Below are 15,975 nucleotides of genomic sequence, written 5' to 3'. Positions count from 1 at the left end.
TTCTGCCAAACCCGTTAGTAAAATTGCAGCATTCCCTGTCGTTCGGCCGTAGCAACCCACTAGCTTGCTCTGATATAGTGCAGTTTCGATAGAAAAAGAGGTTTACAGCATGCAATGGCAGGTCCTTACCTTCGATGAATTAGACACCCTGACACTTTATTCATTACTGCAACTGCGAGTAGATGTCTTTGTCGTGGAGCAGAACTGTCCTTATCCAGAATTGGACGATAAAGATTTACACCCGCAAACACGCCATGTGATGTTGAAAAAAGGCGACAAAGTGATCGCTTATTCACGTATTTTAGCGCCAGATGTCAGCTTTAAAGGCTTTCCAGGTATTGGTCGCGTGTGCATTTCTCAAACCGCACGCCGATTGGGTTTAGGTAAAATCTTAGTCGAAAGAACATTAGCGGAAGTCGCCAACTTATGGCCTGATACCGATGTGCATATTTCAGCGCAGTGTTATTTACAACGCTTTTATCAAGATCTCGGTTTTGCTGCTGCCAGTGAGCCTTATCTAGAAGATGATATTCCACATTTAAAGATGATCCGTGCTGCGCACTAAGTGTGCTACAACCGATGCAAAAGCGGGTGAGCATTAAGCAATAAAAAAACCCGCCATATCTCAGTAACACCGATCAGTTTAGTGTTTAACTGTTCGGCATCACCAAATCACGGCGGGTTTTTCTAATAGGCCGCGGCCTGCTTAGAACCGATAACGAAAGCCGGCTTCAATAGAGCGTTCAGTGCCGACATAAATACCTTGGCGTAAACCAGTAATGTAGTCTTTATCTGTCAGGTTTTTCACTGAACCAAAAATGGTAAAGCCTTCAAATACCTGATACTGCGCAAACAAATCATACACCGTGTAAGCCGGTAACAAGCCTCCCCAAATACCGCCTGCCGCGGTCGATGGAATCGCCACTTGGTTACTGGCATCACCATATTGTTCACCACGGTGATGTGCCGATAAACTCAAGCTTACGGCTTCAATGTTGTAGCTCAATGCCATATTAGCGAGTAACTTAGGCGCATAAGGTAAGCGATTACCTGCAAAATCTCCTGTTTCAAACTCAGACTTCGGCACCCAGGTTGCATTACTGTCGATCCGAAACCCCGCACCAAGGTTATAGCCGAGCACCAACTCCATCCCTGCATGCTTAGTGGCACCGGCGTTCGACTGGGATAAATTCGGGTTACTGTTACCGGTAACCACTTGATTAGTGAAGTCCATGTAAAACGCGGCGGCTTCATAATTCAACTCACCCGCATTACCACGGATGCCAAGCTCGTAATTCGTCGATTGCTCACCATCTAACAATTGATCAGCCAAACCATCTAACGCCACACCATTAGATGCCGGCGAAAACGCACGGTACACACCACCATATAACTGGCTGGCTGGGGTTAACTCATAAGTCGCACCGACACCTGGTAAAAACTCCGTATTGCTGGTTTTGGCCGTTGCACCGTTATCGGTTAACACCACACGTTTTTGCTCGTAGGACTCTACACGTAAGCCTGGGGTCACGGCTAAAGCGCCGGTTAACTGGATACGGCTTTGCGCATAAGCAGCAATACTGGTGGCAGAATCAATAATATGCCGGTCGTTAACACCTGAGCGATCCGACAAACGCGTTGCACGGATGCGATTATCATCGGCCTCTTCTTTCATTAAACGTAAGCCAAACTCCGTCGCGGCAGCGGCACCCATGAAGTCTTGATCAAAGCTTAAACGGCTTTCAATACCAACACGTTCGAAGCTGCGGTTATTGCCGGTTAAGGTATCCGCATACACCCAACGGCCAGCAGCATTAGACGCCGCCGTATTAACATCATAACGCCAGTAATCGCGAGTAATATCACTCCAATACACGAGGGTGTTGAGTTTAGTCGTGTCGCTAAGCAGCAATTCATGGTTTAAATCAAATGCCGTTCGATCAGTTAAATACCAATCATCAGGTGCAGCGTTATAACGTTCGCCATTTTCAAAAGCGTCTAAAAAAATACCACGATAGGAAATATTGGCGTCGTTTTCATGATAAGCAAACTTCAGCCCGACTTTTTGCGTGTCACTTAAAGCAATACCGGCTTTGACCATCACATCTGACATGTCATAGCCTTTATCCATAAAGCCGTCGCTGCTCGCTTGCGTGGCAACAATACCCGCAAAAGCATCTTCAGCGGCGTTAGTGGCGCCCGCCTCTACATTCACTTCTTGCATATTGAACGAGCCAACACGCGCAGATAACTGTACGCCATCATCCGGATTTTTGGTGATGTAGTTCACTACGCCGCCGATGGTAGAAGGGCCATAACGTAATGAGGCCGAACCTTTTAACACTTCGACCGACTCTACTCGCTGAATACGGGTGTTAAAATAGCGATCGTTACCAATAAATAAACCCGGTGCCACTGGCACACCGTCTTCTAATAATAACGATTTTGACTCACTGGCCGACAAACCGCGCATACCAAAGTTAGCAACAATGGCAGTTTCTTCTTCGCTTTTAAGGTTAATGCCTGGCACGCGACGCAGCACGTCTTCGGTAGATAAGGGTTGTACTTGCTCTATTTGCTTGCGGTCAATCAAGATAACCGAGCCGGTTTCATCAAACACATGGCTCTGCTGTTGGCCTTTGATTTTCAACACTTCGATAGCCGGCATAATTTTACTGGCTTGTTGATCAGGGCTGGTCACTTCAGCGGTTTCGGCTTGAGTACTCGCAGCAGCGAATGAGCATAAAATGGCAGCAGCAATGGGATGATAATTCAGATATTTCATAGCAACCTATCTAATTTAATAATGGTTCAACAAGTAAAGTGGGCGCAAGAATAGCACCCATCAATACCAATGACAATTATTATCATTTAGATTTGCGTAAGCATTGCTACATTATCGAGTGGGCGCGGCGTATAATTGCTCTGCCCGGTTAAACAAGATCCAACTGGTGAGGATATATTTGTCGTTCGATACCGGCGTACAACCGCGGTGCGTATGCGTGAAGTAAGCCGGTGCAATCACCATGCGGCCCTGTTGCGGTTGAATAGATTTTTGCTGATAAAAAAACTCGGTTTGACCGCCTTCTGCCACATCATTTAAATAAAACATAAATAATAACGTGCGATGCAACGGCTCGTTATCTGGCAGTTGTGGGTATACCTCGCAATGCCAATAGTTATAGTTGCCTTTTGCCTGTTGATATTTTTGCGCTTGGATCGGTCCTAACCGATACAAGGTACGCATAAAACCAAAAGTTTGCTCTTGGCTAAACTGGCCAAAATTATCATGGTTTACCGGCTGCGGTTGCTGAGTGATGGGATCTTGCGTAGTAATCCCAACCGGGGCAATCAAGGCAAAATGGTATTTTTTAAAATACTCATGCGCATAATGCGAAGTGCTCTGTATTACTTGCTGCAGTAGTTGTTGATACTCAGGATATTGATTTAAATATAAGTCAGTACTGATTTTTTTACTGGTATCTACGCCAGAGCCGGTTCGACCCGCTTGTTTATGTGGGCTTTTGTCAAAAGCACGGATCAACTGTTGGCAAAGAGCCGGGCTTAGCGCATTATCGTATACTTCGATAAAATCGGTCATTTAGGCAATCCTGACTATGTTTACTGAAACTTTGCAGCCCCGCTTCTCAGAAACCGATGCGCTGGGCCATATAAATAACACGGTATTTGCAACCTGGTTTGAAAGCGGCCGCCAAGGCGTTTTTCGCATTTTCACTCCAGATTTAGACGTCAAACGTTGGACGTTGATTATCGCCAGCATTCACATTAATTACCATGCCCAAACGCACTATAACGCCCCTGTCGAGCTACGAACTTGGATCAGCCGTATCGGCGGTAGTTCCTTTGATATTTATCAAGAGGCTTGGCAAAACGGCCAAAAATGCGCATCCGGTACTGCCGTTATGGTGAAGTTCGATTATACACAACAACGCGCCAGTAAGCTGACAACAATAGAGCAAGCCGCGTTAAACTCGCATTTACTGCCCACGCCTTAGCGTTAACGGGGGGCAATTGGTCGAAAGCCACTAGCCAGAGACGACAATCCCCCGTAAGTTAGCTTGGTACTAGCAACCAACGGAGCCATTAAATGAACTATAAAATCCCCCTGTTGTGTCTCAGCGTGTTAATTTGCATGCCGCTGCAAGCCTTTGATCGGATCACGGGCAAAGACTTTGCCAGCCGCTCAGAAGTGATCGCAACCGAAGCGATGGCCGCCACCAGCCATCCGTTAGCCACACAAATCGCCCTCGATATAATGAAACAAGGCGGTAATGCTATTGATGCAGCCATTGCCGCTAACGCTGCACTGGGTTTAATGGAACCCACCGGCAATGGTATTGGTGGTGACTTATACGCCATTATTTGGGATGCGAAAACGGGCCGTTTACACGGTTTAAACGCTTCTGGCCGTTCACCGATGGGGCTAAGTTACGATACCTTAAAAGCCGAGCTGGATAAGCTGGGACGCCACGATTTACCGCCACATGGTATGTTGCCGATCAGTGTGCCTGGTGCGGTTGATGGCTGGTTTGAAATGCATCAAAAATTTGGCAAATTATCGATGCCGAAAATTCTGCAGCCTACCATCCAATATGCCGAAAAAGGCTTCCCCGTTACTGAACTTATTGCTTATTACTGGGATCGCAGCGTGCCGATTTTAAGTAAACAACCGGGGGATTTTAGCGGCACTTATACTATTAATGGCCGCGCGCCAGCCAAAGGCGAGATTTTTAAAAATCCGGCTCTTGCCAATACCTTAAAAGCCATTGCTAAACATGGCCGTGACGCGTTTTATCGTGGTGAGATCACCCGCAAGATTGACAGTTTTATGCAACAAAACGGCGGCTACTTACGCTATGACGATTTTGCCAAACATCGTTCAGATTGGGTTGAGCCGGTAGGTGTTGATTACAAAGGCTATACGCTGTGGGAATTACCACCCAATGGCCAAGGTATTGCCGCTTTACAAATGCTGCAAATTCTAAAAAACTTTGATTTAGCCAAGCTGGGTTTTAACAGCGCCGAAAGTATTCACTTAATGGTCGAAGCGAAAAAGTTGGCGTTTGAAGATCGGGCGAAGTTTTATGCCGATATGGATTTTAATCAATCACCAATTGCCGGCCTGATCTCAGAAGCCTACGGCAAAGAGCGGGCAAAACTGATTGGTGAGCGCGCCGCACAACGGGTTGATGCCGGTAACCCGAATCTGTATGAAGGCGATACTATCTACATGACCACGGCAGACAAAGACGGCAATATGGTGTCGCTTATTCAAAGTAATTACCGCGGCATGGGTTCAGGCGTTACCGTACCAGGCTTGGGTTTTATCTTTCAAGATCGCGGCCAGTTATTCTCTATGGATAAACAGCACGCCAACGCTTATCAACCGGGCAAAAGACCTTTTAATACCATTATCCCGGCCTTTATCACCAAAGATAATAAGCCATTAATGAGCTACGGTGTTATGGGTGGTGCGATGCAACCGCAAGGCCATGTGCAAATCTTGGTGAATATGGTCGACTATGGCATGAACCTACAAGAAGCGGGTGATGCCGCCCGCTGGCAGCATTTAGGAAGTACCGAGCCAACAGATGGCCAAGACGCTTACCTGCAAAATGGCGGTTATATAGAGGTTGAACGCGGAGTACCCTTTGAAACCGTGCGCGAGTTACAGCAACGCGGCCATGACATCCGCTGGGGCTTAGGTGGCTATGGCGGCTATCAAGCTATTATGCGTGATCATGCCAACGGCGTGTGGATTGGCGCCTCTGAATCACGCAAAGATGGTCAAGCAGCAGGTTACTAACACGTTATAAGCTGACGGCATTCGCCGTCAGCGACACCTTGGCATCATGGTGTTGCTCAATATGCCTAATGGCTTGTGTTACATCACCATCAAAAGGCACCGCCGACGCAGTACGTTGTTTACGCAAGCTAATTCGCTCCGCGGCTTTTAAATAGCGCATAATCTCTTCTTCACTTTTTAATTGCAGCCGTGGCACACGAACGGGTTTACCCGTGTCGCTGTCTTTGGCAATCATCGTGAAGTACGACGAATTACAATGCTTAACCAGCCCGGTTTGAATATTTTGGGCATCAACTCGGATCCCCACCACCATCGAACTCGCGCCCACATAATTGACGGAGGCGTTTAGTGTGACTAACTCACCCACTTCAATAGGATTAAGAAAATCGACGCGATCTACCGATGCGGTGACGCAATATTTACCGCTAAACTTGGAGCCACAAGCAAAAGCAATTTGGTCCATTAACGACAACAAGTAACCACCGTGAATTTTCCCGCTGAAGTTAGAATGAGAAGGCAACATCAGCTGCGATAAGGTAATTTGTGAGCATTTCACTGTTTTGTATGCGTTATCCATGGCAAGCACTCCCATATATGTGTGTCACAACTTAGTTTAGTTGCTCTGTTGAAGGTTTGTCTTGCACTAAGATCCACGGCGAAATCACTACTGCCCAAAGCTCCGTTTTTGCCTGATACCATTGCTGCGCTTGTTGCTCTGTAGTCCGACGAATACTGCCCTGACTTAACCAATCGGCAACTTGTGCTTTATTATCCTGACTAAAAGCAAAAGCCACTTCAATTAAATCGGCAACTGGCTCCACGCTGATCACATTGCCCGCAGCATAAAACTTTTGCAACTCGAGCCAACTGATACGCGCCGTTTCGGCAATAATTTTGGCACGGATTAAGGTAGGATCTTCAGCCTCCTCAACCAAATGGGCATCAGGCGGGGTAATCGCAGTCATAACATCCTCAACGTCGTTTAAACTCTCATTCTTGCTCGTCTTGCTGCTCAGTGATCTGTTGTGCACTGAGCTCGTGTTTTTTCAATAATTTATAAAAATCGGTTCTGTTGCGCCCGGCTAAATCGGCGGCACGAGTCACATTACCTTCGGTCATTTGCAGCACTCGCGTCAAATATTGCCGCTCAAATTGATCACGCGCTTCCGTCAGCGTCGGCCAGTAACTGGTGTTTTGTGATAACGCTTGCTCAACTAACGCAGCGCTAATAATCGGGCTTTGCGTTAAAGCTACGCATTGCTCCACCACGTTAACTAACTGTCTGACATTTCCCGGCCATTTGGCGGTGGCGAGAATTTGCAGCGCATCGTCTGAAAAACGTGTCACTTTCACATGATGCCGATCGGCGCTTTGCTGCAGTACGTGCCGCGCTAATAACGGAATATCTTCTGCTCGCTGCTCTAAGCCCGGTAATTGTAGGTTTACCACATTTAAACGATAGTATAAATCTTCACGAAATTGACCTTCGGCCATCGCTTGCTGTAAATCGCGATGCGTGGCCGATAGCACGCGTACATTAATCGGGATCGTTTTAGCACTGCCAACCGGGCGAATTTGTCGCTCTTGCAACGCGCGTAGCAGCTTCACTTGAAGCGCCACCGGCATATCACCAATTTCATCTAAAAATAAAGTACCGCCATCCGCTTCACGAAATAAGCCCAAGTGCTCCGTCACCGCCCCAGTAAAAGCCCCTTTACTGTGACCAAATAACTCTGACTCTAACAAATGCTCGGGTAAGGCCCCGCAGTTAATCGCAACAAAGGGTTTACTGCCACGTGGGCTGGCCTGATGGATAGCATTGGCTAACAACTCTTTACCGGTTCCGCTGGCACCGGTAATTAACACGCTAACATCACGCTGAGCGACACGATAGGCTTGCTCCAGCAAGTCTTGCATCAGTTTACTGCGAGTAATAATAGCGGCACGCCACTGCGCTTGCTCGGGTAACGACTGATTTAAAGCCCGCTGTAACACCTCCCGTAACTCAACCGGATTGAGCGGTTTAGTGAGGAAGCCAAAAACGCCGCGCTGTGTAGCCGCTACCGCTTCTGGAATAGAACCATGTGCGGTCATTAACACCACAGGCAAACCTTTATAGCGCTTGGCAATTTCATCAAATAAACTCATGCCATCTAAACCAGGCATGCGTAAATCGCTTAGCACCACATCAACTGTTTGCTTGGTTAACATACTTAATGCCATTTCAGCACAATCGGCATTTAAAACCTGGTAGCCTTCACCTTCTAAACGTAAGGTTAATAAGCGCAATAAGCTCGGATCATCATCGACCAATAATAAACGTGGATTTTCTTTAGCCATGGTTTGCTCCATTGCCATTCTCAGGCAGTGGTTGCTGATTCAACTCTGCCTCGATTTGCGTTAAAGCATCGATTTTCTTTTGCAGTTCACGATTAGTTTTTTGGACCCTATCGATCATATCTTGTTGTTGCGCATTCAAACGGGTCACTGCACTGACGGCAGATTCGGCCTCTAATAACTTTTGATTAAACGTTAGCTCCCAGCTAAACAACGCGGCAAGGCGAGGTGGCAAAGACGATAATAATTCTGCTAAATGCGTTTGCACTCGAAAGCGCGTGACATGAGGCATATCAGGATGCAAATTAAGCAGAGCTTGCTGAAATTGAGCCAACTTATCCAACTCTGGTAGGCTGCGTAATCGTGCACGCTCGGGCATCGGATCGCTTAGGATTTGCTGCTTGTAATCCAACCACGCTTGCAAACTGGTGGCAGAATCATTTAAGGCCAATTCAAAAACGATTTCAGGCTCAGGTTCAACGAGGGCTGGCACAGCTTCAGGTTCTGGCTCTACCGATGTAGTGGTGCTGGGTAACTCTGGTAAGGTTGTTAATTGACACCCAGCCAGTGTCAGCAACATCAGCAGTAGCACTGCATTCTTCATAGCGGTTTTTCTCCTAAAAACGGCAAGTGAACACGGATACACACATCCGCGTACACGACATCGACGATATCCGCGTGGCCCCCTAACAAACGAGCACAATCGGCAACTATAGACAGGCCTAAGCCAGAGCCTTGTACCGAGTCGAAACGTGGCGTGGTGCCACGTTGAAAGGGTTCAAACAACTTTTCGCGCAGTGCCACCGGAATGGGTGCGCCATTATTCGCCACTTCTAACAAGATCATATCGTCTTGCCGATACAATTTTACCCAAACGGGGCTACTTTCAGCGCCGTAAGCTTGAGCGTTATTGATCAAATTATCCAATATGCGTCGGAACAAGGTGGCATCGGTATAAAGCGTATTCAGCTGGCAATCGAGTTTCACTTGTTGCTGACGCTGCTGCAGCGATAACGCATGATCATTAAAACAAGCTTGCAATAATTGTTGCGGTGTTTGCCAAGCCCACTCTGGTTGAGCTTGTTGCAATAATCGATTGTAATCGAGCAATTGTTCAGTTAACACGCTGAGTCGATCAGCACTGCCATTTAGCAGGGTCACCACTTCTAATTGTTGTGGTGTTAATGGGCCAACCAATTGCTCAGTTAGCAAAGCGCAACCTTCACGAATACTCGACAGGGGCGTTTTTAGTTCATGAGAAGCATGGCGCAGTAAAATCAGTCGCAGCGCTTCTAACTGTTGTAAACGTGAACTTAGCCAACGTAATTGCTCGCCCAGTTCGGTTAATTCACGAGGGCCGCGCAGTTTTTCATCGGGAAATTGATGCTTGGGTTGGCCAATGGCACGGATCATCCGATCAAGCTTTTTCACCGGTGCCGTAATACGGTTAGAGCTCCACAGCACCAGCAGCAAGGTCAGCAGCACCAAAGCAAAGGTTTGCCAAGCAAGTTGTTGCTGGGTGTGCGTGACAAATTGCTGCTGTTCAGACAACTGCCGTTCTAACAGATCCCAAATTTGCTGAGTGATCCGCTGCTGCTGTTGGCGAATTTGCTGCATTAAGCTTTCAGGCGTATTGATGAATTCTTCACTCAGACGTTGGCGCAGCGCTTCTAAAGCGGCTTCTTGCTCGGCGCATAAATTCAGTTGTGGTAAATCCTGACAAACCTGTTGCAGTAATTGCTGCTGATTCTCGATATTCGTTAAAGCCACTCTGCGGATCGCCTCGGTGCGCACCACACCGTATTGCCGCACGGCTCGTTCGATATCAATCACCACACTTTGCATACTTTCCGATTGGCGTACATAGGATACCGAGCGCTCGGCCGAGGTAATCGCGAATGAACTGACGCCACTGAGCGATTTATTACTTTGCCACAGCAGCACCCCCACCGGGATCAATGCTAAAAAGAAACTGAGCAAGACCAGCTGGCGTAACGAGGCAGTTTGGATTGAAAAACGCATAACGACCGAACTCAGACTAAAAGACAGTGCTGGCTAGTTTACTGAAAAAACGCGCCTTTGTATTGCAGATATAAAAAAGGCCAGCAATGCTGGCCAAGGCAGATTCAGCATAACGCTGCAGATCAGATAAAGCTTACTGCGCCAACTCGGTGGTTAATGAGGCAGTAAAGGTGGTTTGTGGAGCCTGTGCCAGATGCACGGCTTGTTCTTGCTCCCACGCTTGCACACTGCTGTTATTCAAATCGATACGACGCAGCATAGTGAACACAATAGCCATGTTAGCAACCAGAAACAGGGTAACAAAACTTAAAAACATATCCATGATACTTCTCCGCAAATGGCGCCTTGTTGTAGGCGGTTAGAACTGTCTCAGGAGAATCGCGTAAAGGTAAAACTGCTTTGCCTTTACGCTATTCCCCTGCAGTCGTATCATAGATAATGCACGGCGCGTGCCAACATTTAAAAAGACCTAAAAATCAGCAACTTGAGAGTTTCAAGAGAGGTTTCAGTGTGGTGAGCTCGGTGGAGGTGTTGCCAAATGGCGACACTAAAAACAGCATAAAATAGATAATATTTAAAATCAATAACTTAGGCTGTATGCTTTTTGCGACACACAACCTAAGCCGCTGTTCTAACTAAATAAAACCGTAGCGCTGCGCTACGCGATCGAAATATTCTAAACAGTGTTTGGCATATTGACGCTTTTCCACATAGCTTCCTGGGAAAAAGCTCTTCTTAAAACCATAAGCCACCATATCTTTCAGCCGCTTTAATGGCACATCAAAGTTATCTAGCGCCAGCTGATATTCTTTACTCACTGTGGTATTCGACACTAAGCGGTTGTCAGTACAAATGACCGTGGCAATACGGTGCTCTAACATGTCTTTAAATTTATGCTGGCGAATATCGGTAATAGCCGGATTGGTTTGTAAGTTACTGGTTAAGCACACCTCAATTGCAATACGCTTATCGGCAATGTAAGAAGCCAAATTCTGAATATAACTGGCTTTATCCAGAATAGCGGGGTCTTTAATCATATCGGGCATAAACATCGAATAACCGTGGCCAATACGATCGGCATAACATTCTGTGATGGCTTCAAACACACTTTCTGCGCCATAAGCCTCGCCCGCATGTAAGGTTTTTAATAAAAAGTGTTGATGCGCGTATTCATACACTTCTTTAAACTTGCCAGCAGGATAGCCTGCTTCTTGCCCGGCCAAATCTAACCCAACAATCGGGATGCCTTCTTCGTCACGCAACCGCACACTGGCGCGTACTAATTCCATCGCCGCTAGCTTAATCACATCCATCGGCGCAAAATCACGCATCAACTGAAATAAATTGGTGTAATAAGGCGAAAACCCTTTATTGCCAAACATGCGCATCGCGCAATTGATAATGCCGTAATGAAACGGTGGCCGCTCGCCACGCAACACCCGCTCTGTGGCGTTGTACTCTTGCATAGCGCGTTTTAAGCCATTGTTCACCGCGTGCATGATTTGGTCAAAGTCGATGCCTCGCGTTAAATCGATTAATAGCTGAGGGGCAAAACGTACCTCGATATAATTGACGCCCTCGGCTTGGTTATCCAACGCCAGCTCATAAGCCGCTTGCTCTAGGTTTTCCGGATCGCGCAGCACCGCACAGGTATATTGAAAGCAGTGTAGATACTCACCTAAATTTTGGTAACGGTCTTTAAACACCAACTCTTTGAGGCCGCTAATACTTTGTGATGGCAATGCCACCTGACTGCGCTGCGCCATCTCAATTAAACTGTCTAAACGCAGGCTACCATCCAGATGCAAGTGTAAGTCGGATTTCGGCATATCTTTAATAAAATCGGCAGAGTATCTAGGCATAATGATTCCTTCTAATTATACATGCAGAATAACATAGAAGACTTCGGCAACGCACATGGCTTAAATGTGGGGGGCGACTTAAAAGGCGGGATTCTCTGCTAACAAAAGTAGCTATGGTAGCAAACTAGGTTTATGCTTTTAAAAGGTTACTTTTTTCATTCGACGATATAAAAGCGCCGTTCAACAAAGGATTGTTATGACCCAACTTATAAAAGCCTAGGCTTAATACGGAGATTTTATGCACTTGAACACTTTTACCATTCGCACAAGACTAATATTAATCGCGTCTGTAGCCGTAACAGCCCTAGGATTTATGTTGTTCCTTATGCAATATCAAGAGCGAACCTTAAGTCAGCTATCTCAAGCAGATAAACTCATCGCTGAATTGAATAGCGGCATGCTGACCTTACGGCGCCATGAAAAAGATTTTTTATTACGAAAAGAATTACGCTATCAACAGCGACATCAAGATACTCAACAACAACTCACTCAAAAAATGACTGAACTGCAAGCGCTATTACAGTCACTCTCGATAGAACAACAACAAACGCAAAAATTTGCCGCTTTAGTTCAGCTTTATGCACAAGCATTTGATCAGTTAATTTTGACTGAACAACAGATCGGCTTAACTGCAAAAGAAGGGCTAATGGCAAGCTTGATGGAAACTAGCCAACCATTACACAAAAGTTTGAGCGACCGTCCCTTTGAACAAGGTTTATACTGGCAGATCCGATCTGTTGAAAAAGATTTTATCACCTATCTGCAACAAGAAAGTGCTGAGCGCCACCTAACACTTAGCCGCCAGTTATCCGCCACATTAACCCCAGCAGAAGCACTTTTATACACCGACTATCAGACTGTCTTTCAACAACTCGTGGCGCTATTCCAGCAACGAGGTTTGACCCCAAGTGAAGGGCTAGAGGGGAATATGCGCCAACAAATCCAAGCAACAGAAACCTTACTTGCAGATATGTCAGAGCAGCTTAGCAGTCGCTTTGAGCTGGCTATGCAAAAAATCAATAGATTGAGCCTTGGCCTATTTGTGCTGATCATCTTTTTGGTGATCTCTTTGGTAAGTTTAATTGCTCGCAGTATCAATAAACCCATTAGCCAAGCCTCAAACGATTTAGCAAAGATACGAACAAATAAAGATTTTACCCTACGCTTGCAACTCACTGGTAAAGATGAAATTTCTGCACTCGGTCAGGACATGAATTCCTTGCTTTCCGATGTCCAAAATTTAGTAAAATCAGTGAATCATTCTTTGGAGACATTAGATAAAGTCACGGTTGAACTTGCAAAGACTGCAGCGAGTACCGCAGACGTGACGCAAGCACAACAAGGTGAAACCGATATGGTCGCGACGGCAGTAACCGAGATGGGCGCAACTATTCAGGAAATTGCGACAAATACGGAAGCCGCATCCAATACCGCGCAAACGGCCAATGAGCATGCACAAAAAGGACAGAAACAAGTTAATGATACGGTTACCTATGTGCATGCTCTTGCTGAGCGTTTACAACACGCCAATTTATCAGCAGTTGAGTTACAAAAAGACAGTACCAGTATTGGTTCAGTGCTAGACGTCATCAGAAGTATTGCCGAACAAACGAATTTGCTGGCACTGAATGCCGCCATCGAAGCCGCTCGAGCGGGGGATGCCGGCCGAGGCTTTGCGGTGGTTGCAGATGAAGTGAGAACACTTGCACAGCGAACCCAGCAATCGACTCATCAAATTGAAGGTATTATTCAAAAACTGCAAGAACGCACTAAGGGCATTACCAAGATCATGCAGGAATGTGGTGACGAGGGGGGGCGAAGCGCAACTCAAGCAGCGGCAGCCAGTGAGTTACTTCAAACCATTACCAACGCTGTATCAAATATAATGGACATGACCACTCAAGTCGCTACCGCAATTGAAGAGCAAAGCTCTGTTGCAGCTGAGGTCAATCGTAATGTAGTAAAAATTCGTGACTTATCTGAGGACACTGCTGACGTAGCAGTAAAAACCAATCAATTAAGTGACGATGTGGCCAACCAAGCTAAAATGCTAAGGCTAGAAGTGAACAAGTTTCGTGCCTAAAAAAGCGCCAGCATAACTGGCGCTATCTAGCGCATTACACTTTAAAGCGGCTAACTAACTCGTTGAGTTGTGTTGCTAAACGAGACAGCTCTGAAGCACTGGCCGTGGTTTGATGCGAGCCAGTTGCCGTTTGATTGGCAAGATCGCTAATGGTAATGATATTTCGATCAATCTCCCGCGCCACTTTCGATTGCTCTTCGGCTGCGCTGGCGATAACGTGGTTTTGATCACTGATACTGGTAATGTTTTCCGCAATACGTGTTAAGGCCGTGGCCGCTTCAATTGCCACGTTTTGTGCATTATCTGCATTGCTGCTTATTAAGCCCATTGCACTTACGGCTTCTTTCACCGAAGATTGCACCTGATTAATCATCAACTCAATTTCCCCAGTCGAGGTTTGAGTGCGATGCGCTAAACTACGCACTTCATCGGCAACCACGGCAAAACCACGGCCGGCATCCCCCGCTCGAGCGGCTTCAATGGCCGCATTCAGTGCCAGTAAGTTCGTTTGCTCTGCTACGCTACGAATCACCTCTAATACCTGGTTAATCGAGGAGACTTTATCAGCTAAGACATTAATCACACTGGTACTTTGCCGGACATCGGCATTCATCTTGTCGATAACCGTACGGGTTTGCAGTACTTTTTTACTGCCATCTTCCGCTAAAGCAGCGGATTGCATAGACGCTTCTGAGGTTTGCATGGCCGTTGCCGCCACTTCATCCACCGCAGAGCTCATTTCGGTTATCGCAGTAGCCGCTTGTTGCACTTCATCATTTTGAAGTTGAATAGCACGAGAGGATTCATCGGTCACCGCGTTTAACTCTTCCGCGGCTGAGGCAAGTTGACTGGCTGAGCTTGAGATATGACCAATCGCTTCGCGAAGATTAGTTTGCATTTTTGCTATGGCCTGCGCCAGTGTGGTTAGCTCATCATTGCCATCTCGACATACATCACGAGTTAAATCACTACCAGCTATAAACTGAGCTGATTCAATGACTTGCGATAATGGTTGATTAATGCTTTTTGATATAACAAGCGCGATAACAATGGCAACGATTACCGCGAAAGCAATGAGAAAGATAACAACCCATTTAGCACTTTCATAGGCATCTATCGAAGCAGTACGCGTATCAGCAACAGCTTGCTGGTTTATACTGGTTAATTTTATTAAATCTTGGGTCATGCTATTCGCTAGCACACTCATCTGTGGCAAAAGGTCTAAAGCAGAGCCTATTTCCTCTTGTTTCAATAAATCAATCACTTGCTGTTGAATGCCTAAATAGCTTTCTTCTGTTTTTTTAAAAGCGGTGAATACTTGTCTTTCTTCATCAAGCGTAATCACACTTTCATAAGCTGATACGTTTTTCTTAACTTCTGCCCGGACATTTTCAACTAATTGTAAGGTTTCGCCTTCACGTCGAATATCCGTTGTCAGCATCAGCCTTAATGTAAATACCCGTAAGCGGGTAACATTTAAATTTAAGTCAGCCAAGTTCATTAACGAGGGTAAGATAGTGGTTTCCACTTGACTTGCACGCTCACGAATATCTGACATCGTGTTCAGGTTATAAAAGCCTAAACCCGCCAACATCAGGACGAGAGCACCAAATGCGCTGAGCAATCGTTTTTGAATACTTAATGACCTGAACATAGGGTGCCTCATTGATCCATTTAGAGATAGTTTATGCCAATAAAAACTACCCCATAAAATAAAGGGTGTGTTTATTCATTTACTCTAGCAGTAAATACGCGGTATAGCAGCTTTTTAATCGGCAATGTTGTTATAAATCCAATACTAACAACCACTGACCCGTCTAATGGCAATGTTATCGAGTTAGCCA

14 protein-coding genes are annotated in these 15,975 nt (G+C 46.1%); 4 read left to right on the top strand and 10 right to left on the bottom strand.

What is annotated here, in order from left to right:
* Nucleotides 1-109 precede the first annotated feature (109 nt).
* Entirely contained in the window at nucleotides 110-565 is a 456-nt protein-coding gene (locus ACUJFL_RS02700) for a GNAT family N-acetyltransferase (RefSeq protein ID WP_445428426.1), read from the top strand.
* Nucleotides 566-706: 141 nt separating this feature from the next.
* Here the strand turns inward: ACUJFL_RS02700 and ACUJFL_RS02695 are convergent, their stop codons facing one another.
* Both ACUJFL_RS02695 and ACUJFL_RS02690 read right to left on the bottom strand, forming a co-directional pair.
* Complete coding sequence (locus ACUJFL_RS02695; RefSeq protein ID WP_445428425.1) at nucleotides 707-2,785, bottom strand: TonB-dependent receptor family protein; 2,079 nt, start codon at nucleotides 2,783-2,785, stop codon at nucleotides 707-709.
* A 111-nt stretch (nucleotides 2,786-2,896) separates the two neighbouring features.
* A complete protein-coding gene (locus ACUJFL_RS02690) occupies nucleotides 2,897-3,601 on the bottom strand; it encodes a 2OG-Fe(II) oxygenase (RefSeq protein ID WP_445428424.1) in 705 nt (234 codons plus the stop codon).
* A gap of 16 nt (nucleotides 3,602-3,617) precedes the next feature.
* Here ACUJFL_RS02690 and ACUJFL_RS02685 point away from each other — a divergent pair, with 16 nt between their 5' ends.
* Both ACUJFL_RS02685 and ggt read left to right on the top strand, forming a co-directional pair.
* The gene (locus tag ACUJFL_RS02685; RefSeq protein WP_226750413.1) at nucleotides 3,618-4,016 is read left to right on the top strand and encodes an acyl-CoA thioesterase; all 399 of its coding nucleotides are present in this window, start codon (nucleotides 3,618-3,620) and stop codon (nucleotides 4,014-4,016) included.
* 92 nt (nucleotides 4,017-4,108) lie between these two features.
* Nucleotides 4,109-5,827: a gamma-glutamyltransferase gene (gene ggt, locus ACUJFL_RS02680; RefSeq protein ID WP_445426006.1), complete on the top strand. Its 1,719-nt coding sequence runs from the start codon at nucleotides 4,109-4,111 to the stop codon at nucleotides 5,825-5,827.
* A gap of 4 nt (nucleotides 5,828-5,831) precedes the next feature.
* Here ggt and ACUJFL_RS02675 read toward each other — a convergent pair whose 3' ends face one another.
* The 7 genes from ACUJFL_RS02675 to ACUJFL_RS02645 form a co-directional block, all read right to left on the bottom strand.
* A complete protein-coding gene (locus ACUJFL_RS02675) occupies nucleotides 5,832-6,404 on the bottom strand; it encodes an acyl-CoA thioesterase (protein WP_445428423.1) in 573 nt (190 codons plus the stop codon).
* A 31-nt stretch (nucleotides 6,405-6,435) separates the two neighbouring features.
* The gene (locus ACUJFL_RS02670) at nucleotides 6,436-6,792 is read right to left on the bottom strand and encodes a DUF2288 domain-containing protein (RefSeq protein ID WP_445428422.1); all 357 of its coding nucleotides are present in this window, start codon (nucleotides 6,790-6,792) and stop codon (nucleotides 6,436-6,438) included.
* 25 nt (nucleotides 6,793-6,817) lie between these two features.
* Nucleotides 6,818-8,167, bottom strand: a complete 1,350-nt coding sequence (locus ACUJFL_RS02665; RefSeq protein ID WP_226750416.1) for a sigma 54-interacting transcriptional regulator — start codon at nucleotides 8,165-8,167, stop codon at nucleotides 6,818-6,820.
* Complete coding sequence (locus ACUJFL_RS02660) at nucleotides 8,160-8,768, bottom strand: hypothetical protein (protein ID WP_306177300.1); 609 nt, start codon at nucleotides 8,766-8,768, stop codon at nucleotides 8,160-8,162. Before ACUJFL_RS02660 ends, ACUJFL_RS02665 begins: the two co-directional genes overlap by 8 nt.
* A complete protein-coding gene (locus ACUJFL_RS02655) occupies nucleotides 8,765-10,186 on the bottom strand; it encodes a sensor histidine kinase (protein ID WP_306177301.1) in 1,422 nt (473 codons plus the stop codon). Before ACUJFL_RS02655 ends, ACUJFL_RS02660 begins: the two co-directional genes overlap by 4 nt.
* A 133-nt stretch (nucleotides 10,187-10,319) precedes the next feature.
* Nucleotides 10,320-10,508 (bottom strand): hypothetical protein, encoded by a 189-nt coding sequence (locus ACUJFL_RS02650; RefSeq protein WP_226750419.1) that lies wholly within the window; start codon nucleotides 10,506-10,508, stop codon nucleotides 10,320-10,322.
* 313 nt (nucleotides 10,509-10,821) lie between these two features.
* The gene (locus tag ACUJFL_RS02645; RefSeq protein WP_226750420.1) at nucleotides 10,822-12,048 is read right to left on the bottom strand and encodes an adenosine deaminase family protein; all 1,227 of its coding nucleotides are present in this window, start codon (nucleotides 12,046-12,048) and stop codon (nucleotides 10,822-10,824) included.
* A 313-nt stretch (nucleotides 12,049-12,361) separates the two neighbouring features.
* On the opposite strand from ACUJFL_RS02645, the gene ACUJFL_RS02640 reads away from it, so the two are divergent.
* Nucleotides 12,362-14,131 carry a methyl-accepting chemotaxis protein gene (locus ACUJFL_RS02640; RefSeq protein ID WP_226750421.1) on the top strand — a complete coding sequence of 590 codons (1,770 nt, stop codon included), beginning with the start codon at nucleotides 12,362-12,364 and terminating at the stop codon, nucleotides 14,129-14,131.
* Between the two features lie 34 nt (nucleotides 14,132-14,165).
* On the opposite strand, the gene ACUJFL_RS02635 is transcribed toward ACUJFL_RS02640, so the two are convergent.
* Nucleotides 14,166-15,785: a methyl-accepting chemotaxis protein gene (locus tag ACUJFL_RS02635; protein WP_226750422.1), complete on the bottom strand. Its 1,620-nt coding sequence runs from the start codon at nucleotides 15,783-15,785 to the stop codon at nucleotides 14,166-14,168.
* Between the last annotated feature and the right edge of the window lie 190 nt (nucleotides 15,786-15,975).

The sequence above is a fragment of the Alishewanella sp. HL-SH05 genome, assembly GCF_052655985.1.
This window is presented reverse-complemented; position numbering and strand designations above follow the sequence as displayed.